At 73.1% G+C, this 19,712-nt stretch carries 17 protein-coding genes; 13 read left to right on the forward strand and 4 right to left on the reverse strand.

The features are described from left to right. Window positions 1-10 precede the first annotated feature (10 nt). Window positions 11-1,591: a Rieske 2Fe-2S domain-containing protein gene (locus ACY34I_RS10370; RefSeq protein ID WP_462754397.1), complete on the forward strand. Its 1,581-nt coding sequence runs from the start codon at window positions 11-13 to the stop codon at window positions 1,589-1,591. 8 nt (window positions 1,592-1,599) lie between these two features. Here the strand turns inward: ACY34I_RS10370 and ACY34I_RS10375 are convergent, their stop codons facing one another. Both ACY34I_RS10375 and ACY34I_RS10380 read right to left on the reverse strand, forming a co-directional pair. Continuing rightward, complete coding sequence (locus tag ACY34I_RS10375; protein WP_462754399.1) at window positions 1,600-3,207, reverse strand: phytoene desaturase family protein; 1,608 nt, start codon at window positions 3,205-3,207, stop codon at window positions 1,600-1,602. A gap of 91 nt (window positions 3,208-3,298) precedes the next feature. Then, a complete protein-coding gene (locus tag ACY34I_RS10380; protein WP_462754401.1) occupies window positions 3,299-4,036 on the reverse strand; it encodes a TetR/AcrR family transcriptional regulator in 738 nt (245 codons plus the stop codon). A gap of 110 nt (window positions 4,037-4,146) precedes the next feature. On the opposite strand from ACY34I_RS10380, the gene ACY34I_RS10385 reads away from it, so the two are divergent. The 6 genes from ACY34I_RS10385 (at window position 4,147) to ispG (ending at window position 11,372) form a co-directional block, all read left to right on the forward strand. Then, entirely contained in the window at window positions 4,147-6,327 is a 2,181-nt protein-coding gene (locus ACY34I_RS10385) for an MMPL family transporter (protein WP_462754402.1), read from the forward strand. Next, window positions 6,324-6,869: a GNAT family N-acetyltransferase gene (locus tag ACY34I_RS10390; RefSeq protein ID WP_462754404.1), complete on the forward strand. Its 546-nt coding sequence runs from the start codon at window positions 6,324-6,326 to the stop codon at window positions 6,867-6,869. The genes ACY34I_RS10385 and ACY34I_RS10390 overlap by 4 nt, the downstream gene beginning before the upstream one ends. 159 nt (window positions 6,870-7,028) lie before the next feature. Next, complete coding sequence (locus ACY34I_RS10395) at window positions 7,029-7,694, forward strand: Uma2 family endonuclease (RefSeq protein WP_462754406.1); 666 nt, start codon at window positions 7,029-7,031, stop codon at window positions 7,692-7,694. A gap of 43 nt (window positions 7,695-7,737) precedes the next feature. Continuing rightward, on the forward strand, window positions 7,738-8,949 hold the full coding sequence (gene dxr, locus ACY34I_RS10400) for a 1-deoxy-D-xylulose-5-phosphate reductoisomerase (RefSeq protein ID WP_462754408.1): 1,212 nt from the start codon (window positions 7,738-7,740) through the stop codon (window positions 8,947-8,949). Continuing rightward, window positions 8,949-10,190: a M50 family metallopeptidase gene (locus tag ACY34I_RS10405; protein WP_462754410.1), complete on the forward strand. Its 1,242-nt coding sequence runs from the start codon at window positions 8,949-8,951 to the stop codon at window positions 10,188-10,190. The genes dxr and ACY34I_RS10405 overlap by 1 nt, the downstream gene beginning before the upstream one ends. Window positions 10,191-10,199: 9 nt before the next feature. Then, window positions 10,200-11,372, forward strand: a complete 1,173-nt coding sequence (ispG, locus tag ACY34I_RS10410; RefSeq protein ID WP_462754411.1) for a flavodoxin-dependent (E)-4-hydroxy-3-methylbut-2-enyl-diphosphate synthase — start codon at window positions 10,200-10,202, stop codon at window positions 11,370-11,372. Window positions 11,373-11,429: 57 nt separating this feature from the next. Here ispG and ACY34I_RS10415 read toward each other — a convergent pair whose 3' ends face one another. Next, the gene (locus ACY34I_RS10415) at window positions 11,430-12,116 is read right to left on the reverse strand and encodes a winged helix-turn-helix transcriptional regulator (protein ID WP_462754412.1); all 687 of its coding nucleotides are present in this window, start codon (window positions 12,114-12,116) and stop codon (window positions 11,430-11,432) included. Window positions 12,117-12,245: 129 nt separating this feature from the next. On the opposite strand from ACY34I_RS10415, the gene ACY34I_RS10420 reads away from it, so the two are divergent. Further along, on the forward strand, window positions 12,246-13,067 hold the full coding sequence (locus ACY34I_RS10420; RefSeq protein ID WP_462754414.1) for a class I SAM-dependent methyltransferase: 822 nt from the start codon (window positions 12,246-12,248) through the stop codon (window positions 13,065-13,067). A 60-nt stretch (window positions 13,068-13,127) separates the two neighbouring features. On the opposite strand, the gene ACY34I_RS10425 is transcribed toward ACY34I_RS10420, so the two are convergent. Then, window positions 13,128-13,718 carry a PadR family transcriptional regulator gene (locus tag ACY34I_RS10425; RefSeq protein WP_462754415.1) on the reverse strand — a complete coding sequence of 197 codons (591 nt, stop codon included), beginning with the start codon at window positions 13,716-13,718 and terminating at the stop codon, window positions 13,128-13,130. A gap of 120 nt (window positions 13,719-13,838) precedes the next feature. On the opposite strand from ACY34I_RS10425, the gene ACY34I_RS10430 reads away from it, so the two are divergent. The 5 genes from ACY34I_RS10430 (at window position 13,839) to ACY34I_RS10450 (ending at window position 19,694) form a co-directional block, all read left to right on the forward strand. Then, window positions 13,839-15,065, forward strand: coding sequence for an MFS transporter (locus tag ACY34I_RS10430; RefSeq protein WP_462754417.1), 1,227 nt, complete (start codon window positions 13,839-13,841; stop codon window positions 15,063-15,065). 89 nt (window positions 15,066-15,154) lie between these two features. Next, on the forward strand, window positions 15,155-15,994 hold the full coding sequence (locus ACY34I_RS10435; RefSeq protein WP_148794942.1) for a GNAT family N-acetyltransferase: 840 nt from the start codon (window positions 15,155-15,157) through the stop codon (window positions 15,992-15,994). 153 nt (window positions 15,995-16,147) lie between these two features. Then, window positions 16,148-16,873: an ATP-binding cassette domain-containing protein gene (locus ACY34I_RS10440; protein WP_462754420.1), complete on the forward strand. Its 726-nt coding sequence runs from the start codon at window positions 16,148-16,150 to the stop codon at window positions 16,871-16,873. After that, window positions 16,870-19,020 carry a YhgE/Pip family protein gene (locus ACY34I_RS10445; protein ID WP_462754422.1) on the forward strand — a complete coding sequence of 717 codons (2,151 nt, stop codon included), beginning with the start codon at window positions 16,870-16,872 and terminating at the stop codon, window positions 19,018-19,020. Before ACY34I_RS10440 ends, ACY34I_RS10445 begins: the two co-directional genes overlap by 4 nt. A gap of 80 nt (window positions 19,021-19,100) precedes the next feature. Continuing rightward, window positions 19,101-19,694, forward strand: coding sequence for a TetR/AcrR family transcriptional regulator (locus ACY34I_RS10450; RefSeq protein ID WP_462754424.1), 594 nt, complete (start codon window positions 19,101-19,103; stop codon window positions 19,692-19,694). Window positions 19,695-19,712: the final 18 nt, after the last annotated feature.

The following is a 19,712-nucleotide window of genomic DNA, read 5'->3' on the forward strand; positions in this document are numbered from 1 at the left end:
GGGGACTGCGGTGCGAGTGACCGGTACGGGACATGCCAGCATGCGGATCGACACGGCCGCGGGCAGCATCCTGTGCGACCCGTGGGTCAATCCGGCCTATTTCGCCTCCTGGTTCCCTTTCCCGGACAATTCGCAGCTCGACTGGGAGTCCCTCGGCCAGGTCGACTACCTCTACGTGTCGCACCTGCACCGGGACCACTTCGACGCGAAGCACCTGCGCGACCGCATCTCGAAGGACGCGACCGTCCTGCTGCCCGAGTTCCCCACCTCCGAGATGGAGGACGAGCTGCGGGCGCTGGGCTTCACCAAGTTCCTCAAGGCGCCGAACGAGCAGGTCGTGGAGCTGCCCGGCGGCCTGAAGATCATGATCCAGGCGCTCACCAGCCCGACCGACGGCCCGATCGGCGACTCCTCGCTCTGGGTCGAGTACGACGGGGTGCGGCTGCTCAACCAGAACGACGCCCGCCCGGCCGACCTGAGCGTCTTCGCCGAGCTGGGCCACGTGCACGCGCACCTGCTGCAGTTCTCCGGCGCGATCTGGTACCCGATGGTCTACGAGCTGCCGCAGGCGGCGAAGACCGCGTTCGGCAAGCAGAAGCGGGACCGGCAGTTCGACCGCACCTGGCGCTACATCAACGACCTGAACGCCGACCACGTCTTCCCGATCGCCGGCCCGCCCTGCTTCCTCGACGACACGCTGTGGCAGTTCAACGACATCTTCGGCGACGAGGGCAACATCTTCCCCGACCAGTCGGTCTTCCTCGAGGAGTACGCGAAGGTCGGCGGCACCAACGGCATCGTGCTGCTGCCGGGCAGCGCCGCCGAGATCACCACCGAGGGCGCGACCACCACCCACCCGGTGCCGGTGGCGGAGTTCTTCGCCAACAAGGTGGCCCACCTGGAGGAGATGCGGGAGCGCAAGCGCCCGATCATCGAGGCGGAGAAGCAGTCCTGGCGGCACCCCGAGGTCGACGTGCTCGGCGAGATGAAGCGCCGGATCGAGCCGCTGCTGGACGAGTCGATCTACCTGGCCAAGGGCGTCGGCGGCCCGGTCCGCTTCGACCTGGTCGGCTACGACGGGGAGAGCGTCGAATCCATCGTGGTGGACTTCCCGGGCAAGGAGGTCCGGCCGTACGCGGACGAGAAGGTCCGCTACCGGTTCCGTACTGAGCGGGCGCTGATCGAGCACCTACTGCACATCGGCGAGGTGGACTGGGTCAACTCGCTCTTCCTGTCCTGCCGCTTCTCGGCGGCCCGGATCGGCCAGTACAACGAGTTCGTCTACGCGTTCTTCAAGTGCCTGTCCGAGGAGCGCCTCCAGTACGCGGAGGGCTGGTACGACGAGCACGAGCGGGCCGTCGACGCGGAGGACATCACGCTGGACGGCTGGGTGGTGCAGCGGCGCTGCCCGCACCTGAAGGCGGACCTGAGCCGGTTCGGCATCGTCGACGGTGACCAGCTCACCTGCCAGCTGCACGGCTGGCGGTTCGACCTGGCCAGCGGCCGCTGCCTGACCAGCGTCGGCCACAAGATCCGCGCACACCGCGCCGATGCCGACACCCCGGCCTCCGCCGGCGAGGCGATCAGCTAGCCCTGTCCTCAGTCTGGGTGCCTGCCCAGGTCGGCGAGGATGCGCTGGGCGGCGTTGTGGCCGGCTGCGCCGATCACGCTGCCGGCGGGGTGGCAGCCAGCACTGCCCGCGTACACCCCGTCAACGCCGGTGGCGTACGGCATCCGGTCGGTGAACGAGACGGTGTTGTCGACGTGGTGGATGTGACCGCCGGTGATGCCGAAGTGCGCCTCGATGCCGGGCGGGGGCAGCGGCACCGCGTCGGCGATCAGGTCGCCGGTGCCGGGCGCGTACCGCTCGCAGACCGCCACCAGCTTGTCGACGTAACCGGGCAGCGCCTCGTCCCAGGTAGTGCCGGCCAGCTCGTACGGGACCGACTGCACGAACAGGGCCGAGGAGTGGTGCCCGGCGTCGTCGGCCAGCGACGGGTCGACCGTGGTGTGCAGGTACCACTCGATGGTCGGCTCCTCCGGCAGCCGCCCGGCCTGCACGTCCGCCCACATGGCGCGCAGCGCGGCCATCGGCGACTCGCCGCCCTGGCCGACCAGCGAGGCCGAGCCGGGGAGCAGGTGGATGGTGGAGCCGAACGGGCTGGGCGCGTCGGTCGGCAGGCAGGAGAACCGGGGCAGGCCGCGCAGCGCCAGGTTGAGCTTGAGCGTGGTGCCGGGACGGCGGACCGCCGCCATCCGCGCGGCCAGCGGCGCCGGGAGCGCGCCGTCGGGCAGCAGCTGAATCAACCGGTACGGGTCGCAGGCCCCGAGCACCACCGAGGCGGCCACCTCCCGCCCGTCGGCGAGCACCACCCCGGACGCCGCGCCGCCGGCCAGCGTGATCCCGGTGACCGGCGTACCGGTCCGGATGCGGGCCCCGGCGGCGCGGGCGGCCTCGGCGAAGGTCCGGGAGACGGTGCCCATGCCGCCCTGGGCGATCATCCAGGTGCCACCCGAGCCGGGCAGCCGGCACATGTTGTGCACCAGGAAGTTGTGTCCGGTGCCGGCGTCGTCCGGGCCGGCGTTGAGGCCGGAGAGGCCGTCGGTGACCGCGTACATGCTGACCAGCAGCTCGGAGCGGAAGTCGAAGCGGGCCAGGTAGTCGGCGACCGAGCCGCGGACCAGGTCGACGAAGACCTGCCGCAGGGCCGGTCGGACGTACCGCTCGGCGGTCTCCTCCACCGGTAGCGGCTCGGTCAGCCAGGCCGGCGCCAGGTCCTCGCGGAGCTGGGCCAGCTCGGCCTGGAGCGCGTCGTCGGCGGCCGCGTCGGCGGGGGAGAACATCTCCGCGAGCTGCCGCCGGCTCGCCGCGGCGTCGCTGCCGAAGAGGAGGTACGGCGCGCCGAGCCCGCCCGGGGTGGGCAGGAAGTAGTGCGGGTCGCGGCGCAGCACCGGGATGCTGACGTCGAGCGTGGCGAGCAGCTCCGGCGGCATCAACCCAAGCAGGTACGAGCCGGTGGAGTGGCGCAGGCCGGGCACCTTGGGGAACGGGCTCTCCGTCCGGGTGGCCCCGCCGATCACCTCGGCCGCCTCCAGAACCAGCACGTCGAGGCCGGCGCGGGCCAGCAGGATGGCCGAGACCAGACCGTTGTGCCCGGAGCCGACCACGACGACGTCGGCGCGGGACGGCAGCTCACTCTCGCTCATGCGGCCGCCTCGCTCCGCTCGGTGGCCGCATGAGGCTCCACGGCACTGCGCCAGATGATTCGCTCGCTGCGCTCGCTCATGCTCGGGCAGCCTAGTGGCGCGCGCCTCCCTCGGGGAGGGCGTCGCCGGGTTCGGTCGGGCGGAACTGCCGGAGCTGGCTGATCAACTCGGTCTCGAAGAGCGCCTCCGGCTCGTCGACCGCCCAGCCGAGGTGGCCGAAGACCTCCATGGCGACCAGGCCGTAGAGCCGGGTCCAGGCGGACAGGAAGGCGTACGCGACGTCGATCGGCAGCGGGCCGTGGTTGGCCGCCAGCGGGGCGAGGTGCCCGCCGAGCCGTTCCTGGAGCAGCTCCGCCGGTGGGGTGGGCAGCGGCCTGCCCCGGGTGAGTTCCACGAACGGGGTGAGGAAGACCGCGCCGAGGCGCGCCCCGGGGTGGTCCGGGTCGCCGCACCCGTCGGCGAACTCGATCATCCCGGGGACCGGGTTGCCGAAGATCAGGGTGAACTCGGCGGGGTGCCCCACGGCCCAGCGCCGCAGGGCTCGGCACATCTCGAGGAGCTGCCCGGCCGGGTCGGGACCGGACCTGTCCCGGGCCGCCTCGACCTCCTGGCGCAGCTCGTCGTACAGGTCACCGGCGAGCCCGACGACCAGCGCTTCGAGGCTGGGGAAGTACCGGTAGATCGCCGGGGCGGTCATGCCCATGTCCCGGGCGATCGCCCGCAGCGAGACCGCCTCGATCCCGCCGGTCACCAGCAGTCGCCGTGCCCCGTCCTTGATCTCGGACAGGGTCGCCGTACGCAGGCGTTCCCGCCGGGTGGGTGCGGTCATCCGTCAGCCCCCTTGACCGGAGCGAACGCCGTTGACATAGTAAACGGCGTTCACTCAAATGATGCGTGCTTACCGGATACGACCTTAACGGTTTGGTGAGGGGGAAGGCGATGTTCGCCTGGTGGGGGCGGGTGGTCGTACGCGCTCGGTGGGCGGTGCTGACCGCCGCCGCGGCGCTCGTGGTGGTCGGCTCCACCTGGGGTGCCGGGGTCTTCGGCGAGCTGACCGGGGGCGGTTTCGAGGACCCGGCCAGCGAGACCAGCCGGACCGCCGCGCGGATCACCAGCGAACTGGGCCGGCAGGGCGCCGACGTGATCGTGCTCTGGTCCAGCGACACGGCCACGGTCGACCAGCCGGCCTTCCGCGACCCGGTCAACGCCACGGTGGCCGGGTTACGCGGGCGGCCCGAGGTGACCAGCGTGACCACCTGGTACGACAGCCCCGCCCCGGCGCTGGTCGCCACCGACCGGCGGGCCACCTACGCCCTCATCCGGCTCACCGGGGCGGACGACGACGCGCGGGCCGGGCAGTTCGAGACGCTGCGCTCCGCACTGGACGCACCCGGGCTGCGTACCGAGGTCGGCGGCGCGGTCGCCTTCCAGCACTACGCCAACACGCAGACCACCGAGGACATCACCCGCGCCGAGACACTGTCCATGCCGGTGCTGCTGGTGCTCCTCGTGCTGATCTTCGGCGGACTGGTCGCCGCCACCACCCCGCTGCTCATCGGCGGGCTGGCCATCCTGGGCGCCTTCGTCGCGGTACGCCTGGTCAACCTGTTCACCGACGTGTCGATCTTCGCCATCAACATCATCACGCTGATCGGTCTCGGCATGGCCGTCGACTACGCCCTCTTCGTGGTCAGCCGGTTCCGCGAGGAACTTGCCACCGGGCACGACACCGGCGAGGCGATCCACCGCACCATGGCCACCGCCGGCCGGACGGTGCTGGTCTCCGGGCTCACCGTCGCCCTGGCCCTGGCCAGCCTGCTGATCTTCCCGCAGGCCTTCCTCCGCTCGATGGGGCTCGGTGGCGTGGCCGCCGTCCTGGTCGCCATGCTGGCCGCGTTGACCGTGCTGCCGGCCCTGCTCGCGGTGCTCGGGCGCCGGATCGACGCGGTGCGCGTACCCCGGCCGAGGTGGCGCGGGGCGCGGCGCGCCGGGCCGGCGGAGGCCGGCGCGGGCGGCGCCTGGGCCCGGATCGCGCGGAGCGTGATGCGCCGCCCGGTGCGCTACCTGGTCGGGGTCGCGGTGGTGCTGGCCGTGCTGGCCACGCCGTTCCTGCGGATCACCTTCGGCGGCTTCGACGAACGGGTGCTGCCGGCGGACGCCGCGCCCCGGGTGGTCTCCGAACGGATCGCCGCCGAGTTCCCCGGCGGCCAGGTCGCCCCGATCGACGTGCTGGTCTCCGGGGCGCCGGCCGAGGCGGCGCGCGGCTTCGCCGACCGGATCGCGGCGGTGCCCGGGGTGACCGGGGTGCAGGTCGCCGCCCAGCGGGGGCAGAGCACGCTGCTCTCGGTGAGCTACCCCGGTGAGCCGACCGGCGACACCGCCCAGCGGGTGGTCCGCGACCTGCGCGACCTGCCCGGCCCGGCCGGGGCCGAGGTGCTGGTCGGCGGGCGGCCCGGCGCCGACCGGGACCTGCTGGACAGCCTCGGCGACCGGCTGCCCTGGATGGCGCTGCTGATGGCCGCCGCCACGCTGGTGCTGCTCTTCCTCGCCTTCGGCTCCGTGGTGCTGCCGGTCAAGGCGGTGCTGATGAACCTGCTCTCGATCGGCGCGTCGTTCGGCGTGGTGGTCTGGATCTTCCAGGACGGCCACCTGGCCGACCTGCTCGGCTTCACCCCGACCGGCTTCATCGAGCCGAGCAACCCGATCCTCATGCTCGCGGTGCTCTTCGGGCTGGCCACCGACTACGAGGTGTTCCTGCTCTCCCGCGTCCGGGAGGAGTGGGACCGCACGGGCGACAACACGACCGCGGTCGCCAGCGGCCTCCAGCGCACCGGGCGGATCATCACCGCCGCCGCGCTGCTGCTGATCATCGTGGTGGCCGGCTTCACCACCGGCGGCATGTCGTACATCAAGCTGATCGGGGTCGGCATGATCGTCGCGATCGTGGTCGACGCGACCCTGGTCCGGGCCCTGCTGGTGCCGGCCACCATGCGTCTGCTCGGCCGCTGGAACTGGTGGGCGCCCGGCCCGCTGGCCCGGATCCACCGCCGCTACGGCATCCACGAGGCGGCGGAGCCCGTCCCGGTCCTCGCCCGCGCGCATTACGATGCCTCGGCATGATGATCGCCTCGACCGACCGGCTGGTGGTCCGTGACTGGACCGACGCGCCCGACGACCTGGCCCGGATCTACGACATCTACTCGCGGGACGAGGTGATGCGCTGGCTGGGCGGGGGCAAGGGGCGGATGACCGACCCGGCCGAGGCGGCGGAGCGGGTACGCGGCTGGCGGGAGCGCTACAACGAGTACGCGGGCCGATGGGGGATTTGGGCGATCGAACCGCGCGACGCCGGCCGGGCGGCCGGCAGCGTCCTGTTGAAACCGCTGCCCGGGCGGGACGGGGTCACGCCGACCGACGACATCGAGGTGGGCTGGCACCTGCACCCCGACTCGCAGGGCCACGGCTACGCCACCGAGGCGGCCCGGGCCGTGCTGGACCGGGAGTTCGCCACCGGCACCCGGCAGGTCTACGCGGTGGTGATGGCGGGCAACGAACCGTCGATGGCGGTGGCCCGCCGGCTCGGCATGACCTACCTCGGCGTCCGCACCGACTGGTACGGCGGCGTCGACCTGGAGACCTTCGTGCTCCGCCGGCCGGACTGAGCGGCTTCTCGCGCAGGCCGCGTCACATGTCGCGCCAACATCAGTACGCCCGCCGGTGCCCTGGAAACTGCTGGCGCACAGGCTGTGCGATCCGGCCGGGTGCGGGGCGGCGCGACTAGGGTGATGGGTAGCACGATGTCCGCTGAGGGGGTGAGTCCGATGGCCCAGGCCGCTTTCGCCTCGGAGCCGGCGCCGCAGCACGGCGAGCCGTCGTTCGACGTGCTGCGCTGGCACGACGAGCCGTGGACCGCCCAACTCGCTCTCGCGCTGTTGCCGGAGACCAACGGCCCCAAGGTCGAGGTCCTGAGCGGAAGCGTGATCGTGACACCACACGCCGGAGTCGACCACCAGTCGGTCGAGCGTGAACTGCCCTACCTGCTGCACCGGGCCGCCCGCAGGGCCGGGCTGTGGGTCTATCCGGAGATCAACCTGGTCTCGGGCAAGGACCTCTTCATTCCGGACATCGCGCTGCTCCGGTCCTCCGGCGGTGGCCGGTCCGCTGTCGACATCCGGCAGGCGGTGCTCCTCGGTGAAATCGTGTCTCCGGGCAACCGGCGCAAGGACGTGATCGACCGTCCCCGCGAGTATGCCGCCGCCGGTGTGCCCTTCTTCCTCCGAGTCGACCTGCGTAACCGGGTCCCCGCGATGGCGCTCTATGAGCTGGTGGAGGGGGAGTACCGTCCGCTCGCCGCCGCCGCGGCCGGCAGCACCTTCGTCATGAAGCAGCCGTTCGAGTTCTCGGTCGATCCGGCCGATCTCCTCGACGAGGAGTCCCCGATCGAGGGCGAGGAGTCCCCGGTCGAGGGACCGGACGACGCAAACTGAGGCTCCCAGCCGACGCTCAGCGGCGCTGGGGAAGAATGGGCGGGTGAGCTCTCCCCGCGACCTCGTTCTGCTCGGCTCGACCGGCTCGATCGGTACCCAGGCCATCGACATCGTCCGACGCAACCCGGACCGGTTCCGGGTGGTCGCACTCGGCGCCGGTGGCGGCAACGTGGACCTGCTCGCCGCGCAGGCCCTGGAGTTGGGCGTCGAGGTGGTCGGCGTGGCGAAGGCGTCCGCCGCCCAGGACCTCCAGCTCGCCTTCTACACCGAGGCCAGCCGGCGCGGCTGGGCCACCGGCGACTTCAAGCTGCCCAAGATCGTGGCCGGCCCGGACGCGATGGCCGAGCTGGCCGGGTGGCCCTGCGACGTGGTGCTCAACGGGGTGGTCGGCTCGCTCGGGCTCGCGCCGACCCTGGCCGCGCTGCGCGCCGGGCGTACCCTCGCGCTGGCCAACAAGGAGTCGCTGGTGGCCGGCGGCCCGCTGGTGAAGGCCGCGGTGCGGCGGCCGGGGCAGATCGTCCCGGTGGACTCGGAGCACTCGGCGCTGGCGCAGTGCCTGCGCGGCGGCACCCGGGGTGAGGTACGCCGGCTCGTGGTGACCGCCAGCGGCGGGCCGTTCCGGGGCCGGCGGCGGGACGAGCTGACCGAGGTCACGCCGGAGCAGGCCCTGGCCCACCCGACCTGGAACATGGGCCCGGTCGTCACGATCAACTCCGCCACCATGGTCAACAAGGCCCTGGAGGTGATCGAGGCGCACGAGCTGTTCGACGTGCCGTACGCCGACATCGAGGTGATGGTGCACCCGCAGTCGGTGATCCACTCGATGGTCGAGTTCACCGACGGTTCCACCCTCGCCCAGGCCAGCCCACCGGACATGCGGCTGCCCATCGCGCTCGGCCTGGGCTGGCCGGACCGGGTGCCCGGCGCCGCCGCCGCGGTCGACTGGACCAGGGCGCACAGCTGGGAGTTCTTCCCGCTCGACGACGCCGCCTTCCCGGCGGTCGCCCTGGCCAAGGCGGCCGGGCAGGCCGGGCGCTGCCGGCCGGCGATCTACAACGCGGCGAACGAGGAGTGTGTGGCGGCGTTCGTCGCCGGGCGGCTGCCGTTTCTCGGCATCGTCGACACCCTCCAGCGTGTGCTGGAGGACGCTCCCGATTTCGCCGAACCAGGTACCGTCGAGGACGTGCTCGCCGCCGAGTCGTGGGCACGGGGGTACGCCCAGGAGATCATCTTCGGGTCGGTGGAAGGAGCTTGATGGCATACCTGCTCGGGATGGTGCTCTTCGCCCTCGCGATCCTCATCTCGGTGAGCCTGCACGAGGCGGGGCACATGCTCACCGCCAAGGCATTCGGGATGAAGGTCACCCGATACTTCGTGGGCTTCGGCCCGACGCTGTGGTCGTTCAAGCGGGGCGAGACCGAGTACGGCGTCAAGGGCATTCCGCTCGGCGGCTTCTGCAAGATCGTCGGGATGACCCCGCAGGACGACGACGTCGAGCCGGCCGACCAGCCGCGCGCCATGTGGCGGTACCCGGTGTGGAAGCGGACGATCGTCATGTCCGCAGGCTCCATCACCCATTTCGCGCTGGCGCTGGTCGCGATCTGGCTCGCGGCGATCTTCATGGGCCTGCCGAACCCGGCGCTGCAGGGCAAGCCCCTCGCGGCGTATGTCAAGGTCACCGACTGTGTGGTCACCGCGAACGAGCAGCGCGAGTGCAAGCCCGGTGACCCGGCCAGCCCGGCCCGGCAGGCCGGCCTGCGGGACAACGACCGGATCGTCGCGGTGAACGGGACGGCCGTGCCGACCTACGCCGACCTGGTCAAGAAGATCCGTGAGCTGCCGGTCGGCCCGGCCACCATCACGTACGAGCGGGACGGGGTGACCGGCGAGACCAAGGCCGACCTGGCCGCCGTGCAGCGCACCCCGATCGACAAGCCGGACGCCGCCCCGGTGACCGTCTCCGCGCTCGGCGTCGCCGGTCCGGTGCCGCCGCCGGGCGTCCCGCTCATGGTCAAGTACGGCCCGGTCGACGCGATCGGGGAGACCGCCCACTACACGGGCGACCTCGCCGTCGGCACGTTCGAGTCGATGAAGCGGATCCCGGAGAAGGTGCCGGCCCTGTGGACCGCGGTCACCGGCGGCGAGCGGGACGTCGACACCCCGATCAGCGTCGTCGGCGCCACCCGGCTCGGTGGTGAGGCGGTGCAGCACGACGCCTGGGAGCTGTTCGTCAGCCTCTTCATCGGCCTGAACTTCTTCATCGGCGTGTTCAACCTGCTGCCGTTGCTGCCGCTGGACGGCGGCCACATCATCATCGCCTGGTTCGAGCGGGTCCGGTCGTGGATCTTCGCCGGGCTGGGCCGCCCCGACCCGGGTCGCGTCGACTACCTCAAGCTCATGCCCATCACGTACGCGGTGATCCTCATCGGTGGCGCGTTCACGCTGCTGACCGTCACCGCGGACATCTTCAACCCGATCACGCTCTTCTCAAGGTGAGTGCCTGAAGTGACCGCTGTCAGTCTCGGTATGCCGCCCGTACCGCCGCCGCCGCTCGCCCCGCGTCGGGCCAGCCGCCAGATCATGGTCGGCCCGGTGCCGGTGGGTGGGGGCGCGCCGGTCTCCGTGCAGTCGATGACCACCACCCTGACCGCCGACGTCAACGCGACGCTGCAGCAGATCGCCGAGCTCACCGCGGCCGGCTGCCAGATCGTCCGGGTCGCCGTGCCGTCCCAGGACGACGTCGAGGCGCTGCCGGCGATCGCGAAGAAGTCGCAGATCCCGGTGATCGCCGACATCCACTTCCAGCCGAAGTACGTCTTCGCCGCGATCGACGCCGGCTGCGCGGCGGTGCGGGTGAACCCGGGCAACATCCGGCAGTTCGACGACAAGGTCAAGGAGATCGCCAAGGCCGCCGGCGACGCGGGCGTGCCGATCCGGATCGGCGTGAACGCCGGCTCGCTGGACAAGCGGCTCCTCGCCAAGTACGGCAAGGCCACCGCCGAGGCGCTGGTCGAGTCCGCGCTCTGGGAGTGCTCGCTCTTCGAGGAGCACGGCTTCCGGGACATCAAGATCTCGGTCAAGCACAACGACCCGGTGGTGATGATCCGGGCCTACCGGCAGCTCGCCGAGAAGTGCGACTACCCGCTGCACCTGGGCGTCACCGAGGCCGGCCCGGCGTTCCAGGGCACCATCAAGTCGGCGGTCGCGTTCGGCGCGCTGCTGGCCGAGGGCATCGGCGACACCATCCGGGTCTCGCTCTCCGCCCCGCCGGTGGAGGAGATCAAGGTCGGCGCCGCGATCCTGGAGTCGCTGGGCCTGCGCGAGCGGGGCCTGGAGATCGTCTCCTGCCCGTCCTGCGGCCGGGCCCAGGTCGACGTCTACAAGCTGGCCGAGGAGGTCACCGCCGGCCTGGAGGGTCTGCCGGTGCCGCTGCGCGTCGCGGTCATGGGCTGCGTGGTGAACGGTCCGGGCGAGGCCCGCGAGGCCGACCTCGGCGTCGCCTCCGGCAACGGCAAGGGCCAGATCTTCGTCAAGGGCCAGGTCATCAAGACCGTCCCCGAGGGGCAGATCGTGGAGACGCTGATCGAGGAGGCGCTGCGGCTCGCCGACGAGATGGGCGCCGAGATCCCCGAGGAGCTGCGGGACCTGGTGCCCGGCGCCACGGTCACCGTGCACTGACCACCGCATCGCCGACGACGTGCGGCCGTCCCCGCCGGGGCGGCCACACGCGTCGTCTCAGGCCCGCGCCACCGGCCGGGGGACGGCGGCGAACTCGGAGAGGGTGAACCACCGGGGCAGGGCCCGGCGGAGCGCCACCGGCCCGGCCACCTGCACCGCGCCGGTACGCAGCGCCTCGGGCCAGCCCAGGTCGCCCAGCCAGACCTGCACCAGGGCGCGCAGGCTCGCGGTCACCGTCACGGACACCTCGTGCCCGGGGTCCACGTCGCAGACGTCGGCCTCGCCGGCGGCGATTACCAGCCACCAGGCCCGCAGGTCCGTGGGCACGTCCCGGAAGCGGAAGTGCACGACCGTCCGCCCCGCCGGCACGGCCGCGTGGTCGACGTGCCGGTGCATGTCCCACAGCAGCAGCTTCGGGTCCAGGTCCGCGTCGCCCAGCTCACCGATCCAGCGCACGCCCCAGGCGCCGAGAGCCTCAAGCACCGGCCGCAGCTCGCGTCCCGCCTGGGTCGGGACGTAGCGCACGTCGCCGCCGTCGACGTGCCGCTCCACGACGCCGGCCCGGACGAGCTGGTGCAGCCGCCGGGACAGCAGGGTCGGCGACATCCGCGGCAGGCCCCGGCGCAGCTCGTTGAAGCGCTCGGACCCGCTCACCAGCTCCCGGATCACGAGCAGCGTCCACCGCTCGTCGAGCAGCTCCATGGCCTTCGCGACGGGGCAGAACTGGTGGTAGGAGGCCCCCATGGCGGGGACGGTACGCCGGGCCCGGCGGCCGGACCAGGAACCTGTCGGGACCGGTACACATCTCGTACTAGGGCACCGGTCTCCCACTGCCTACCGTCCAGCTCAGAGGGACGAGGCAGAGGAGCAGCCATGATCGAATCGATGGAGCGGGACCGGGCCGTGAAGGCCGGGCACCGGCAGATGTGGGCGCTCGGCAGCTACGCCACGGTCGCCGCCGAGGTCATCCCCGAGCTGGGGGAGACCCTGGTCCGGGCGGCCGGCGTGGGCCCCGGCGACCGAGTGCTGGACGTGGCGGCCGGGACCGGCAACGCGGCCGTTCCGGCGGCCCTGGCCGGGGCCAGCGTGGTGGCCAGTGACCTGACCCCGGAGCTGTTGGAGATCGGGCGGGCGGTCGCCGCGCGGCGCGGCGTGACGCTGGAATGGCAGCAGGCCGACGCCGAGGCGCTGCCGTACGCCGACGGCGAGTTCGACCGGGTGCTGTCCTGTGTGGGCGTGATGTTCGCGCCCCGGCACCAGGCCGGCGCCGACGAACTGGTCCGCGTCTGCCGGGCGGGCGGCACGATCGGCCTGGTCAACTGGACACCCGAAGGCTTCATCGGGCAGCTGTTCGTCACCATGAAGCCGTACGCGCCCCCGCCGCCGCCCGGCGCGCAGCCGCCGCCGCTGTGGGGCGACGAGGACCACGTCCGCGCCCTGCTCGGCGACCGGGTCACCGACCTGGTGCTGCGGCACCAGGCGGTCACCGTGGACCGGTTCGCCGCCCCCGAGGAGTTCCGCGACTACTTCAAGGCCCACTACGGGCCGACGATCGCGGTGTACCGGGCGATCGCCGGGGACCCGGAGCGGGTCGCCGCCCTGGACCGCGACCTCGCCGAACTCGCCCGGCGGCACACCGAGGGCGGGGTGATGCGGTGGGAGTACCTGCTGGTCACCGCGCGCCGGGCGGGCTGACGGCCCACCGGCCGGGGTGGCGGTCCCGTGGCCACCCCGGCCGGCGGACGCGCATCGGGCTCACTCGGACTCGGCGAGGATGGCGTACAGCTTGCGGCGGGTCTCGTCGAGCACCTGCGCGGCGCGTTCCCGCTGGTCGTCGGTGCCGGTCATCATCACCTGACGCAGCGCGTGCATGGCCTGCTGGCCGGCGTCGCGGATGTCGTGCCAGCTGTTGACGGTCGTCTCGGCGAACTGCGCCCAGGGCGGGGTCTGCGCCGCCCCGGCCGCCTCCTCCCGCCCCTGCTCGGTGAGGGTGAACCGCTTCCGGCCGCCGTCGGAGTCGGCGGCGGCGGTGATCACGCCCTCGTCCTCCAGCAGTTGCAGGGTGGGGTAGATCGAACCGGGGCTGGGCCGCCACGCGCCGCCGGTCCGGGAATCGATCTCCTGGATCATCTCGTAGCCGTGCATCGGCCGCTCGGTGAGCAGGGCGAGCACGGCGCCGCGCACGTTGGGCCGGCGTCCGCGCCCGCGGCCCCGTCCGCCCCGGCCGTGCCCGTGGCCGTGCGGCCCGGGCGGGAACGGCGGCGGGCCGGGCGGGACCGGCGGGAAGCCGAAGCCGCGTTGGCGCATCTCGTCGTGCATGGCGTGCATTCGTCGGTGGAAACCCATCGGGCTCTCCTTCTGTCGTCGTATCACCGATGCATCAACGATATATCGGCAACGCATCGTCGACAAGACGTTTCCGGGGTAGGCCACAAACCGTACGTACGTCTTGTTAAGCTCGTCGGCGTGCGCCTGCTTCCCGAACCGGGCCCGTCCCGGATCCTCGCCCTCTCCACGCTGGTCAACACCGTCGGCCGCGGCACCTGGCTGACCGCCAGCGCGCTCTTCCTGACCCGCTCGGTCGGGCTCACGGTGGCCCAGGTCGGCCTCGGCCTCACCGTCACCGCGCTGGTGAGCCTGGTGGCCAGCACGCCGATGGGCTACCTGGCCGACCGGCTCGGCCCGCGTGGCCTCCAGATCGGCGCGCTGCTCGCCTCCGCCGGATTCACCGCCGCGCTGGTGGCCGTCCGCTCCTTCGCCGGCTTCCTGCTGGTCGGGGTGCTGATGGCGGTCGCCGACTCGGCCACCCGGGGCGCCCGGGGCGCGCTGATCGCCGGCGCGGTGCCCCCGGACCAGCGGGTGCGCACCCGGGCCTACCTGCGCGCGGTCACCAACGTCGGGATCTCGGTCGGCACGGTGCTGGCCGGCGTCGCCCTGGCCGCCGACAGCCGGACCGCGTACGTGTCGCTGATCCTGCTCGACTGCGCCACGTACCTGGTGGCGGCCGCGGTGCTGCTCCGGCTGCCACCCGTGCCGCCGGTGCCGGTGCCGGCGCACGGGCCGCGGCTGATCGCCCTGCGGGACCGCCCGTTCCTCGCCTTCACCGTGCTCGACGGGTTGATGTCGATGCACTTCGGGCTGATCAACATCGCCCTGCCGCTCTGGATCGCCGGGCACACCACCGCCCCGCGCTGGCTCATCTCGGCGTGCCTGCTGGTCAACACGGTCGTCGTGGTGCTCTTCCAGGTCCGCGCCTCGCGGGGCACCGAGGACCTGACCGGCGCCGGCCGGGCCGCGCGGCGGGCCGGCGCGGTCATCGCGGTCGCCTGCGCGCTCTTCGCGGCCAGTGGCGGCGTACCCACCGCGGTCGCCGTGCCGCTGCTGCTCGGCGGGGCACTGGTGCACGTGGTGGGCGAACTGTGGCACGCCGCGGCCGGCTGGGGCATCTCGTTCGGCCTCGCCCCGGCGCACGCGCAGGGCCAGTATCAGGGCGCCTACGGGATGGGCATGCAGCTCGGCTCGATGGTGGCACCGGTGGTGGTGACCACCCTGGCGGTCGGCTGGGGCGCACCCGGGTGGTTGCTGCTCGGTGGGCTGTTCCTGCTGCTCGGGGTGCTGGTGCCGCCGGTGGTGGCCTGGGCCGGGCGGACCCGCCCGGCCGAGCCGGCCCCCGTGCTGGTCCCGATGGGCTGAGTCGCCGCTCGGCGATCCGGTCCGGACATCCCGCCACGGTCCGCAGGTCAGCCCGCGCGTGTCGGGGTGCATCTGGCAGGCTGGTACCTGTGCTGACGGTGCCGGTACGCCAACTGGGGGAGTCGGAGCGCCGCGCGGTCGAGCGGTTGCTGGACCTCGATCCGTACGCCGGCGCGCAGGTCGCCGAGCGGGTGGCCGCCCGCGGGCTGGCCTGGTGGCGGGCCGAGGGGCGGATCCTGGGCTATGGCAGCCGCCGCAACCTGGAGTCGATCTGTTGGCTGGGCGGCAACCTCACGCCGGTGCTCGCCACGCCGCCGGCGGTGGCGGCCTTCGCCGACCAGTTGAGCACCGAGGAGCGGCTCTGCTCCTCGATCGTCGGGCGGGCCGACGCGGTGCTCGGGCTCTGGGACCGCCTCTCCGCCTACTGGGGGCCGGCCCGTGACGTACGCCCCAACCAGCCGCTGCTGGCCGCGGACGCCCTGCCCACCGTGGCGGCCGACCCGGAGGTGCGCCGGGTGCGCAGCGGTGAGGTCGACCGGCTCTTCCCGGCGGCCGTGGCGATGTACACCGAGGAGGTCGGCGTCTCGCCGCTGGCCGAGGACGGCGGGCGCGGCTACCGGCGGCGGGTGGCCGACCTGGTCCGCGCGGGCCGCGCCTACGCCCGGTTCGCGGACGGCAAGGTGATCTTCAAGGCCGAGTTGGCCGTGGTCACCAGGCGGACCGCCCAGGTGCAGGGGGTCTGGGTCGCGCCGGAGTGGCGGGGCCGGGGGATCGCCACGGCGGCCATGGCGGCGGTGGTCCGGGACGCGCTGATCCGGGTCGCCCCCACGGTCAGCCTCTACGTCAACGACTTCAACCTGCCCGCCCGGCGGGTCTACGAGCGCTGTGGCTTCCGCCCGGTGGGCACGCTCGCCACCGTGCTCTTCTGAGGTGTAACGAAGGGCCTCCTTCCGTAGCAGGGGCCGCTGCCAACCCGGCATGGCCGGGATCACGCCGCTCCGAATTGCGCCGAACCGGACAGCCGGCGCTATGCTGGGCATGTTTTTGCACTGACCAGTCAGTTTAGATTTCGGGACGGGGCGATGAAGATCGTCGAGGCCAGCGGGCTCGGGCTGCGGACCCGCCGCGGCTGGGTGTACCGGGACGTCGACCTCACCGCCGAGGCGGGAGAGCTGCACGCGGTGACCGGTCCGCCCGGCAGCGGGCGTACCTCGCTGCTGCTCACGCTGGCCGGGCGCTTCCCGCACAGCGAGGGAGAGCTGCGCCGCCGGGGGCCTGCCGCGCTCGGGCAGGTCGCCGGGGTGCACGAGCCCGACCCGACGCTGACCGTGGCCGAACACATCCAGGAGCGGCTGCTGCTGCTCGGGCCGGTGCCGCGTCGCCGCCAGCAACTCGTTCCGGTCGCCGCGGTGCGGGCCGGGCGCGCGTACCGCCGGGACGCCTTCGCCGCCGCGATCGCCGGCGCCGGCCTCACTGACGCCCCCCTCGACCCCGACCGGTACGGCCGGGACCTCACCCCCGTCGAGCGGCAGGTGCTCGGCCTGGTGCTGGCCAGCCTCAGCGGCCCGAACCTGATCGTCGCCGACGACGTGGACGCCGGCTCCGACGCCCCCGAGCGGGAGTGGCTCTGGGCCGCGCTGGCCCGGCTCGCCGGCCAGGGGTACGCGGTGATCGCCAGCGCCCGGGCCGTCGAGCCGGGCGCCACCGCGATCGTGCACCGGATTGGCGACCCGTCCCTCCCCACCCCCGCCCTGGTCGCGCCGCGCGCCGCCGTCGACCGGGACCAGACCCCCGAGGTGAACGCATGAGCGTCGTTCGACTCGCGCTCTTCGAGCTGCGCCGGATGACCCGGGGCCGGCTGCCGCGCGCCGCGCTCGCCGTCCTCACCGTCATCCCGCTGCTCTACGGCGCCCTCTACCTCTACGCCTTCTGGGACCCGTACGGGAACCTCGACCGGATCCCGGTCGCCCTGGTCAACGCCGACCAGCCGGCCAAGGCCGGCGACGGCACCGAGGTGCACGCCGGCCGGGACCTCACCGACGAACTGCTGGACCGGAAGGTCTTCGGCTGGACGGTGACCGACCAGGCCGACGCGACCGAAGGGCTGCGCGACGGGCGATACCACCTGGTCTTCTCGATCCCCGCCGACTTCTCCGCCACCCTCGTCGCCAGCCCCGAGCCCGACCGACCCGCCCGCCGGGGCGAGCTGAAGGTGGTCAACGACGACGCCACCAACTACCTGTCCGGGCTGCTCGCCCGCTCCGCCTTCAGCGAGATCCGGGCCGCCGCCGCGGAGAGCACCGCCGCGTCGTACTTCGACAAGATGCTGATCGGCTTCACCGACGCCAAGGCCGAGACCGGCCGGGCCGCCGACGGGGCCGGGAAGCTCCACGACGGGCTCGGCACCTCGCAACAGGGGGCCGGGCAACTCGCCGACGGACTGGGCACCGCCGAGGACGGCGCCGGGCAGCTCGCGGGCGGCCTCAACCAGTCCGTGCAGGGCGCCGACCAGCTCGCGAGCGGCCTCGACCAGCTCTACACCGGCGCGGCGCAGATCGCCGACGGCGCCAACCGGGCGGCCACCGAGACCCGCGCCGCCGCGGCGAAGGTGGACACCGCCGCCGACCGGTACGAGCCGCTGCTGCGTAAGAACGCCGCCGACATCCAGCGGGCCGCCACCCTGGTCGCGGAGGGCGCGCAGGCGCTCGCCGACGGCCTGGACGCGCTGCCGGCCAGGGCCGACGAGGTGGTGACCCAGGCGGAGCAGGTCCGCGACCGCCTCGACGCGGTGGTGCAGGCACACCCCGAGCTGGCCGACGACCCCAACCTGGTCGCCGCCCGGCAGGCCGCCGGGCGGGCGGTCACCGCGGCCCGCGCCATGACGGCCGCGCTCGACCAGACCGACCTGGCCGCGCTCAAGAAGCAGATGACCGAGGTGGCACAGACCGCCCAGGAGGTCGCCGCCGCCGCGCCGCACCTGGCCGACGACGTCGCCACCGCCCGCGCCCAGATCGACCAGCTCGCCAGCGGGCTCAACACGCTGGCTCAGGGCAGCGCCAAGCTCCGCGACGGGCTGGGCAGCGCCGCGGACGGGGCCGACCAGCTCCGCGGCGGGCTCTACCGGCTCGCCACCGGCGCCCGGCAGCTCGATGGCGGCCTGGCCCAGCTCAGCAGCGGCAGCAACCGGCTCGCCGACGGGTTGACCAAGCTGGAGGGCGGCGCCGGCGAGCTCGCCGACGGGCTGGCGGCCGGCGAGCGGAAGCTGCCCGGATACCACGACGCGGACACCCGCTCCGGCATCCTCGGCGACCCGGTCGGCCTGATCCGCAGCGCGCACCACCCGGCCGGCTCGTACGGGGTGGGCTTCGCCCCCTACTTCCTCGCCCTGGCACTCTGGGTCGGCGCGATGATCACGTACATGCTGCTGCGGCCGGTCAACCGGCGGCACGTGATGTCCGGCGCGCCCGGCTGGCGGGTCGCCCTCGCCGGCTGGCTGCCGGCCGCGGCGATCGGCCTGGCCCAGGCCGCGGTGCTGTTCACCGTGGTCACCCTGGTGCTCGGCCTCGACCCGCAGCACGGGCCGGCGACGCTGGGCCTGCTCGCGCTGGCCTCGCTGGCGTTCACCGCGATCATGCAGCTGCTCGGCGTGGCGCTCGGCCCGGCCGGCCGGCTCGCCGCGCTCGCCCTGCTGATGCTGCAGCTCACCTCCTCCGGCGGCACCTACCCGGTGCAGACCTCGCCCGGCTTCTTCCAGGCGATCCACCCCTGGCTGCCGATGACGTACGTGGTGGCCGGGCTGCGGCACACCATCAACGGCGGCCCGGCCGGGCCGGTGGTCACCGGGGCGCTGGTGCTGGTCGCCTTCGGGGTGGGCGCGCTGGCGCTCACCGTCGGCGCGGCCCGCCGGTCCCGCCGGCTCACCCCGGCCAAGCTGCACCCTGAACTGACCATGTGAGGATGCTCGTGGGCCGTACGGCAGCCGCGCCCGGCCCGCGCGGGTCGCTGCGGCGTACGGACGGTCGACGGGGAGGGCGAGTGACGGACGGACGGTCGCGCCGGCGGGAGGACACCCGCCAGCGCCTCTTCGTGGCGGCGGTGGAGCTCATCGCCGAGCAGGGCTTCTCCGCCACCACCGTGGACGACATCGCCGCCCGGGCCGGGGTGGCGAAGGGGACCGTCTACTACAACTTCGAGTCCAAGACGGTCCTCTTCGAGGAGTTGCTGCGGCACGGCATCGGCCTGCTCACCGCCGACTTCCGCGCCGCGGTCGACGGGCTGCCGCCCCGCGAGGCGCTCGCCGCGCTGGTCCGCGCCGAGCTGGAGTACATCCGCCGTTACCGGGCCTTCGCCCAGCTCCTGCTCTCCGAGATGTGGCGCACCAACCGGGAGTGGCAGCAGACCCTGCGGCTGCTGCGCGGCGAGGCGATCGAGGTGATCGCGGAGACCGTACGGGCCGGCGTGGCCAGCGGTGACCTGCCCGCCGACCTGGACGTGCGGACGGCCAGCTCGGCGCTGTTCGGCGTGGGTCTGGTGGTGGCCGTGGACTGGCTGGTCTTCCAGCCCGACCGCCCGATCGAGGACGTGCAGGAGGCCCTGCTGGGCATCGTCCGCCGGGTCGCCCAGACGTGACCGGCCGCCCGTAAATGG

The sequence above is a fragment of the Micromonospora sp. RTBAU3-60 genome (assembly GCF_054963695.1).

Bases quoted from the DNA above. Each gene is read 5' to 3' on its own strand.
- ACY34I_RS10420 (WP_462754414.1), top strand. From the start codon at position 12,246: ATGATCGAATCGATGGAGCGGGACCGGGCCGTGAAGGCCGGGCACCGG.
- ACY34I_RS10390 (WP_462754404.1), top strand. From the start codon at position 6,324: ATGATGATCGCCTCGACCGACCGGCTGGTGGTCCGTGACTGGACCGAC.
- ACY34I_RS10425 (WP_462754415.1), bottom strand. From the start codon at position 13,718: ATGGGTTTCCACCGACGAATGCACGCCATGCACGACGAGATGCGCCAA.
- ACY34I_RS10395 (WP_462754406.1), top strand. From the start codon at position 7,029: ATGGCCCAGGCCGCTTTCGCCTCGGAGCCGGCGCCGCAGCACGGCGAG.
- ACY34I_RS10415 (WP_462754412.1), bottom strand. From the start codon at position 12,116: ATGGGGGCCTCCTACCACCAGTTCTGCCCCGTCGCGAAGGCCATGGAG.
- ACY34I_RS10440 (WP_462754420.1), top strand. From the start codon at position 16,148: ATGAAGATCGTCGAGGCCAGCGGGCTCGGGCTGCGGACCCGCCGCGGC.
- ACY34I_RS10385 (WP_462754402.1), top strand. From the start codon at position 4,147: ATGTTCGCCTGGTGGGGGCGGGTGGTCGTACGCGCTCGGTGGGCGGTG.
- ACY34I_RS10375 (WP_462754399.1), bottom strand. From the start codon at position 3,207: ATGAGCGAGAGTGAGCTGCCGTCCCGCGCCGACGTCGTCGTGGTCGGC.
- ACY34I_RS10380 (WP_462754401.1), bottom strand. From the start codon at position 4,036: ATGACCGCACCCACCCGGCGGGAACGCCTGCGTACGGCGACCCTGTCC.
- ACY34I_RS10405 (WP_462754410.1), top strand. From the start codon at position 8,949: ATGGCATACCTGCTCGGGATGGTGCTCTTCGCCCTCGCGATCCTCATC.
- ACY34I_RS10445 (WP_462754422.1), top strand. From the start codon at position 16,870: ATGAGCGTCGTTCGACTCGCGCTCTTCGAGCTGCGCCGGATGACCCGG.